Origin of the sequence: Rhizobium esperanzae (assembly GCF_002204185.1) — a bacterium.
Taxonomy (GTDB): Bacteria; Pseudomonadota; Alphaproteobacteria; order Rhizobiales; family Rhizobiaceae; genus Rhizobium; species Rhizobium esperanzae.
The window spans coordinates 1-6,810 of record NZ_MXPU01000048.1 but is presented as its reverse complement, the minus strand read 5'-3'; the positions used below and the strand labels follow the sequence as shown (position 1 = coordinate 6,810).

Below are 6,810 nucleotides of genomic sequence, written 5' to 3'. Positions count from 1 at the left end.
CGGCCGGTGGATATCTTCGCGATCTGACGCGGCGCACCGAGGCCCGGGAGTTTGCGATTGGTCCTATGTTGATGTCGCTGGTTCGCGCCAACAGCCCGGTCGGCCGGAAGGCGGGCTAAGCTGACGTAACCTTGCGACGCGCTGAATCAGGATTTTAGTTTGAGGAAATTCCTACGCGCACCGAAAACCCCAGCTCAATACGGCGCGGGGATGGGGACATACCTTTGATTGAAGTTTAAAGATGAGAGGTCAGGAACGCCAGTAATACGGAATACTGGCTTCGATTTACCGAACTGGTATACGTCAACACTTCCTGCCGGGCTCGGAACTAATTCGTAATTCCCGACAAAATAGGGCGACCTGAAATCACCTATTGTATTGCAAACAGCGCATGGCGCAGGCTGTCCGGTATCCTGGCAGGACCTAGACTGATTTCCTTCTCCGCAGGGCACTACAACCGCTGTATGGCCAATTCGGTCTGCTTTACTGATCAGATCGTCATACTCTTTTTGATCGGATGGTTCTCTCTTTTTTTTGTGCTCCAACTCTTTCATGCGGTCGGCCTCAGCTTTCTGGTCGTCCTGCCGTTGCTTCTCGGCCCGGTATTCATCTTCTTGCTTTTTCCTTTCCTCTTCGATCCTTGCGGCTTCTTTCTTGGCTGCTTCGGCAGCTGCGGCTGCATCCGCCGCAGCCTTTCGTTCAGCCTCTCGACCAGCTTGATCATCAATGTTCTCAGCCCTTGCAAACTGCGCATCGGCATGAGCTTTCTCGTTCTCAGCTTTGTTAGTTAATTCTTGTATTTTCCCACGCATAGACAATTGAGATTCGGAAAACTTATCCCCGGCTTCCAGGCGCATTTCCATCTCCTGGCGGAATGAATCGCCGGACTGAGGATTGCTCGCAAGGGCCTGGATATGTTCGACCTCAGAACGACTGACGCTATGAGCATCGCCAACTCCGTCATGATCGCCTCTCGGCACGATAACCAACGCTCTTGTTTCCCACCGTTTGTCCGCTTTCACTTCTGGGTCGCGATAAAGACGAGAGTAAATAATTTCATCGACGGTTGACCCTCTCAGCTCATGAACGACATACTCGCTCGCTGTGAAAGGTGTATCACCGTGCCCCGTCACGTATTGCTCCAAGTCATAACCAAAGAATTGCTTGGTCGGGTCGAGTCGAAACGCAGTGCGTGCTTTCTCATAGCCGTCTTCCACTGCAGAGTTTCGTGCAGACCGCTGTCCGAATGCGTTCAATATGGTTGCCGCAACATCGAGCAAACCCGTCACATCCTTATCCCACGGTTTATCTTGAACAGGCTGCCACTCCTTATGAGTGGTCCCAGTTGGTGAAATGGGTCTAAGCTTCATTGTGCTTGTGCCGATTGTCACCTGAATTTCTTGGGCGTGAGAATTTGAGCACCACGACAAGGCTGTCAAAGCAAGACCAATTATCTTTCCAAGTTTTCTGACCATCTGCTCCCCCAGTGTTCAATACGCTCTTCAAAAGACGGTGACTGACTAAACTCCAGGTAATAGAAAACCGCAATCAACTTGTTCGGCTAGAGTTTAAATTCGGGAAGTCTCGAACCGATGCTTGCTGAAGTGATAAGGGGAGAACGACCGCGACCGTGATGACCTGCATCTCGGATGCGTCAAGGTCACATCAATTCGGCGGCAGCCCTTGCGGCGGGCGGAGCAGGGGCATTGCCAAATTGCGGACGAGCTGTGTCGCAGTTGCGATGGCAAGTCCCGTTTGTCAGTCAGCGCGACCCTAATTGACGAGCACGGAGGTCTACCAACCTCCGCTTCGACGCTTGGAGGTCATCACTCATCTTGTTGCTGGTGCACGTTGTCGACCGAAGCTCGCGCAGCATGTCGTCCCCGAAGCGCACTGGCCCCTCAGCGAACGCATTGTCCACGGCGTGTTCGATGATCTTCTCTGGCTTCGAATCCTGCAGTGTCTGCAGGCACTTTGAGACGGTTTGCCCATGGTAAAGGCCAACCAACATCAGGTCCTGAGCGCTCAACGAAAGCAACATGAAATCTTTGACCTTTGACGATATCGCGTTGCCTGTCACAATGTTGAATCTCAGAAGTTTATCGCGCGTTTGCGGTTGCGCTTCCCTGAGGGTAAGGGGGTCCCATATCTTCGCGGAGGAAACAGCAATGTTCTTGAGGATTGTGTTGACGCTTGTCCTTATGCGAGTGTCCGCAGCTTGAATCGTTGCCGCGTCTAATTCCTCCACTGAGTCCTTGTAAAATCGCAGAAATACCGGATCGGGGTTGTGGCCGTTGCAGCCATTGTCTATGCACTCCCACACCTCCGAGAGATAATCATTGGAGCCGTTCCATGCTCGAAGGACCATCACCCAAGTGTCTGTGTTGTATGTTGTATAACTTGCGTTGCTTGTGATCGTGCGGCTGGAGATCAGCATTGTTCGTGAGTTGGGATCAGGTGCGGTCCCGCTCAGGTTCAGGATACGAACTGTGTCCTCGTAACCCGTGTCGCTGAATTGGAAGTAGATTTTCACGCGATATGAGAACGTATAATACCTTAAGTCCGTAGCTTGTGGGTGCTGATGGGCTTCGGTCTGCTTTAAGTATTCAATGCACATTTTGGGCTGACCCAGCCCCAGCTCCTGAGCCACCCAATAGACCGGCGGTATCAATGAATCCAAGTTCGCCGGGAAGGCAACGGGATTGCGCGGGTCTCCTACATCAGCGCATTTCGTTGCGGTAGGCTGACTGAACTGCGTGCGTAGAACCGTAAAGTTATCAGAAAATACTTGGTTAATGTCCGTCTTAACGGCTTCCTCGATCTGATCGGCTCTTTCGGCCAATTTTACCCAAGCGGTGTCAAGAGCGACTGAATCGCCAATTGTCGATTCGAGGAACGTCTCCACTTCGAGAATGCGGCTCAGGGCTTCATCAGTCAGCGGCAAGACCTCCCGGCTGGAAATCGTTGGCATGTTTTGAGAGGCCGCGAGCAACACCTGTATCCTGGTCTGGAGGATTTCAGGGTTTGGAACTGTCTTTGGGTGCTTCATCCCAAAGTAGCTTTGAGCAGCGCTCGCGATTGCCTCATGGTCCCGGGCAATCTCCGTTCGCGACACTTGGGGGAGCTGAAGAAAGAAAAATGGCGCGGAGAGTTGAGAGAGTGCCAGTTTTTGACCATCCCCATCAGGTGCGCCCAAAGATAGCAAGTAGTTCACCCAGGTAGGCCCGAGAATGCGGGGGGTCGTTTTGGTCGGGTCCGTGGTGAAAATTCTGGAGCCCGCTAAATCGAGAGCAAGCCCCTCTATGCATTGCTTTTCATCACGCGGGAGAGCTTGCAAGGTGGAATCGCATTGCAAGAACATCTTATAGGTTTCGGCGTCCCCTTCAAGAAAACGAAGGTAAGCCTGCATGGCAGCACGCTGTGTGTCATCGGTTATGTCAGCCATGACGACACCAGAGAAATCTTTAATAAGCTGCTGTGAGTAGCGCTCATTCCGGATAACTTTGTCGAAACCCTCCAAAGTTATGTTCGTCAGTCGATCAATCTTCTTATCTATGACGTCGAGTTTCGCCTGTATTTCCTTCAGCTGCTGCATGATCTGCATCAGGGCGACCATTGTCGGGTCTTGCTGATTGCTGAAAAGCTGCGCAATCATCAGGCCTGCAGACACCATGTTCGTGCACATCAGAAGTTTGTCAGGTGAGAGGCCGCCTGGCCCAAACTTTTGCATGGTATCATACATCTTCAAAAAGGAGTTTCCGGTCACCTGCACTTTCATAGCCGCTTCTGGCCCAACGATTTGTCCTAAGATAGTGCTGGTTAAGAAGACCCCCGCCCGCAGACGTTCTTCGTCATGGCCAAGCGCGGCTTCTCGGTCTCTTTTTTCCTGCGCAGATGTTTGGGCCGCCCCGGATTTCTCAACCTGTTCCCTTACCTCGCGGAGTTTCGCGGTCATCAACGCAATGCCATCCTTCGAGACCTCGCGGTCGATTCCTCCCTCATCTTTCGGAGTTGCATCCCCGGTCATCACGCGATTTTCGCGCACCTTCGTCACGTAGTCGTCGAAGTTCTTTCCCTGCAATTCCGCGAGCTTCGAAATTCCCTCATTACGGACGTCCGCTGGAAGTTGCTCATAAGCGCCAACAAGCGCAGTCAGTGCTGCCTCGATAGGCACGTCCGACAGCCGCAAGTCGTTGCCGTTCATGGCCTCGACGTTTTTTGTGAAATCGTTTATCGCATCGACATATGTCGGGTTCACCGGACCCAACTTCACAAGCGATACGAATGCATCGCGGCCAACCACCTCGTCCAGGCCATCTTTGGCGTCGACCATAATCTTCCGAACCTCTTCAGGCGTTTTGGCTCGTGGAAGATTTAAAGCCGCATATGCGATTGTTGAGTTTCCTGATTTGGCCAAGCGATACGCCGTCTCTGCCAGAATAAGTTTCCGTGCCTTTTCCTCGTCCGAAGCCATATCTGTTAGCGCTTGTGATGGGGGGGCAACGATGATCGGCGGCACGTCCTGCGCCATCAGAACCGGTGGCCAGATGGTTGCAAGGCAGGAAGCAAGCAGTAGGCGTAAAAGGTTCAAACGCGACATGTTCCCTCCTGAGCATTTCGGCAAACTGCAAACATGAGAGCGTGGGCTTGAATAAGGTGCCGAAAATGCAACCTTATGTATAGTAGCCAGATAGTAGTAGTCGCGCGTAGCGGGCTTATAAAAGATCACTACGGTGACAAAGTTCAGCAGTTGGGCTTCGTTAAGCCTTTGCCGTTGGCCGCGCTAGTAAATTGAGCGAGTTGAATGGTAAGCTCTGCAGCCGTAATCTCAAGGTCGAACCGCCATTCAAGCAGTCGGATTTTGTTGGCCTGCAGTAGCGCCCGCTTCCGCTCGTCGCGGGCTACCGTCGCCTTAAATCCCTGCTCGCCTCCGAAGAGCGAGATTGGTCGATAGTGCTGCTCGCCTTGATATTCAATCGCGAGCTTCAGCGAGGGGACGTAGATGTCCACCGACTGAGAGCCAAGGAAACTCGGCCGCCACTGGTGGATTGCGTCAGGAAAGACGCTGCGCACGAGATCAACCAGAGATGTTTCCGACGCCCATCCCCGCCCGATCTCCGCTATAGATCGAGCGCGGCGGAAAGCGTTCTCGGCGTTGACGAAGTCGGGGGTAAAGACCCTTTGCCACGACTGGATGGAGCCCGAAGCCTTGTCCGGGTTCCAAATGAAAATCCGGCCGCGCGGTCCCGGTGGGTGTTTGTATGCAACGAGTTGCCGGTAGAAGTGTTCGCGCGTGGCTCGCCAATCCTTAAGGGGAGGGGTTTCGCGCTTCAGTGGGTCGGGATCGTTCTCGAACCAATCGCCTCTGTCCCACAGGCCCGGAAAAACGGAAGGAAGCGGCCCGGCGTGGGAGAGAGCTTCATCCAGGCAAGCGATATAGGCGTCGAATTCATCGGTGAGCCTGGCCCTGATGGACGAGGTGGCAACATACTTCCTCGCGAGGTAGCGGAGATCGTCGCCTTTCGGTGCGGCACCTACCAGATAGCGCAGGTAAGTCACTTCATCGAAGAGAACTTCCCTCTCGACGACAGGGATTTCCTCGACAAGCTGCAGAGCTTGATCAAGCCGGTCGGTTTGGGTCAGGTTCAAGATTTCCTGAAATCGGGGGTCGGGGTCCCATGGAAGGCTTTCCGGTATGGCGGGGGCCATCTTTCGGAAGCTTTATCCTGGGATCGAGCGGCGCGACGCGCGAGGTCCAGTGATAAAGCCGCGTACGGAAATTATCGTCGGCAAGTCTCAGCCAATCATCTTTCGGCTTTCCGGCTTGCATCTCCTGCGATCCGTCTCCATTGAAGCCCCCTTCTTGCCGAAGGGGAGACTTAAAATGTCGCCGACGGCTTCAACCAGTCGTTCGAATAGACGGACGTTCTGGGGGTAAAGCGCGACGGAGAGAAGGACATTGCCATTCGGAGCCGTCTGTCGGGCATGGGCATCCGCGTAAGCTGCAATAGCCACTGCCTTATCTCGCTTGAGTGATCCGCTCTCAAGGAAGTGTGCCCGATGTGTCATGTCGTCGGGCAGCTCAGGGTAAGACATCATCGTGACGTTGTGCTACCATAATTGCGAAGCGTGCGCGGTTCCGACCATCTCTCAACCCGAAGCCGAGCTCTCCTCTCATAGCAGTTCGGCTTCCACAAGGCGTTTTAGAGTAGATGAGGCTAGGCGCATGCATTCGAGTGCGACTTTCCCATAACGAGGTTTATGCTGTTCAACGATACCCAGTGCCCTGTGGCGATCTTCGTTAGATCGACCCTTGTCCTTGATGATGTCACGCTGTGTTGTAATCAGTTCGGGTTCTGGCGAACTTACCAGAAAGTCATAGAGATTCCGAGCGGCGACCTCGTCCAGTAAGAACCTGTCAGCCTCTCGCGTGACCTTACCTTTTTCATAATCCTCGAACACGTCGTGCAGATAGCGGGCCGCATAGTGTAAAGCCTGATCGATAAGGCTCATGTCCGATTTATTGATCAGATCACGACGTGTCGCTATCAGGTCCTGAACCTCCTCAACGGCGATCTGGGCAGCAAGGAGTTGGTCCATACACTCCTCGAAATCGCTTTTAGCGATTGTGGGCCGTTTGGGGTCTTTCCGATCAAGCCTTGATCGCAGGCGACGTTTGCTCGACTTCATCTGCCGATGGGTTTCTGCGAGTTTTGCATCGAGCGCCTGGAGGTTGGCAATTCGCATATCCCGACGAGCCTCCTCCTCCTTACGCGCCATCACAAAAGCAGAAAGAGCCCCACCTAGAAC

Annotated in this window: 4 protein-coding genes; all 4 read right to left on the bottom strand. The window is 53.5% G+C overall.

What is annotated here, in order from left to right:
- Window positions 1-194 precede the first annotated feature (194 nt).
- On the bottom strand, window positions 195-1,475 hold the full coding sequence (locus B5E41_RS31555; RefSeq protein WP_141098862.1) for a hypothetical protein: 1,281 nt from the start codon (window positions 1,473-1,475) through the stop codon (window positions 195-197).
- Between the two features lie 287 nt (window positions 1,476-1,762).
- Window positions 1,763-4,600 (bottom strand): hypothetical protein, encoded by a 2,838-nt coding sequence (locus B5E41_RS30745; RefSeq protein WP_088397318.1) that lies wholly within the window; start codon window positions 4,598-4,600, stop codon window positions 1,763-1,765.
- Window positions 4,601-4,743: 143 nt separating this feature from the next.
- Entirely contained in the window at window positions 4,744-5,649 is a 906-nt protein-coding gene (locus B5E41_RS30740) for a PDDEXK family nuclease (protein WP_141098861.1), read from the bottom strand.
- A 525-nt stretch (window positions 5,650-6,174) separates the two neighbouring features.
- The coding region (locus tag B5E41_RS30730; protein WP_210191834.1) for a hypothetical protein at window positions 6,175-6,810 on the bottom strand (636 nt) is incomplete at its 5' end.

Excerpts from the sequence above, each read along its gene's own strand:
- B5E41_RS31555 (WP_141098862.1), bottom strand. The coding sequence starts at position 1,475 with ATGGTCAGAAAACTTGGAAAGATAATTGGTCTTGCTTTGACAGCCTTG.
- B5E41_RS30745 (WP_088397318.1), bottom strand. The coding sequence starts at position 4,600 with ATGTCGCGTTTGAACCTTTTACGCCTACTGCTTGCTTCCTGCCTTGCA.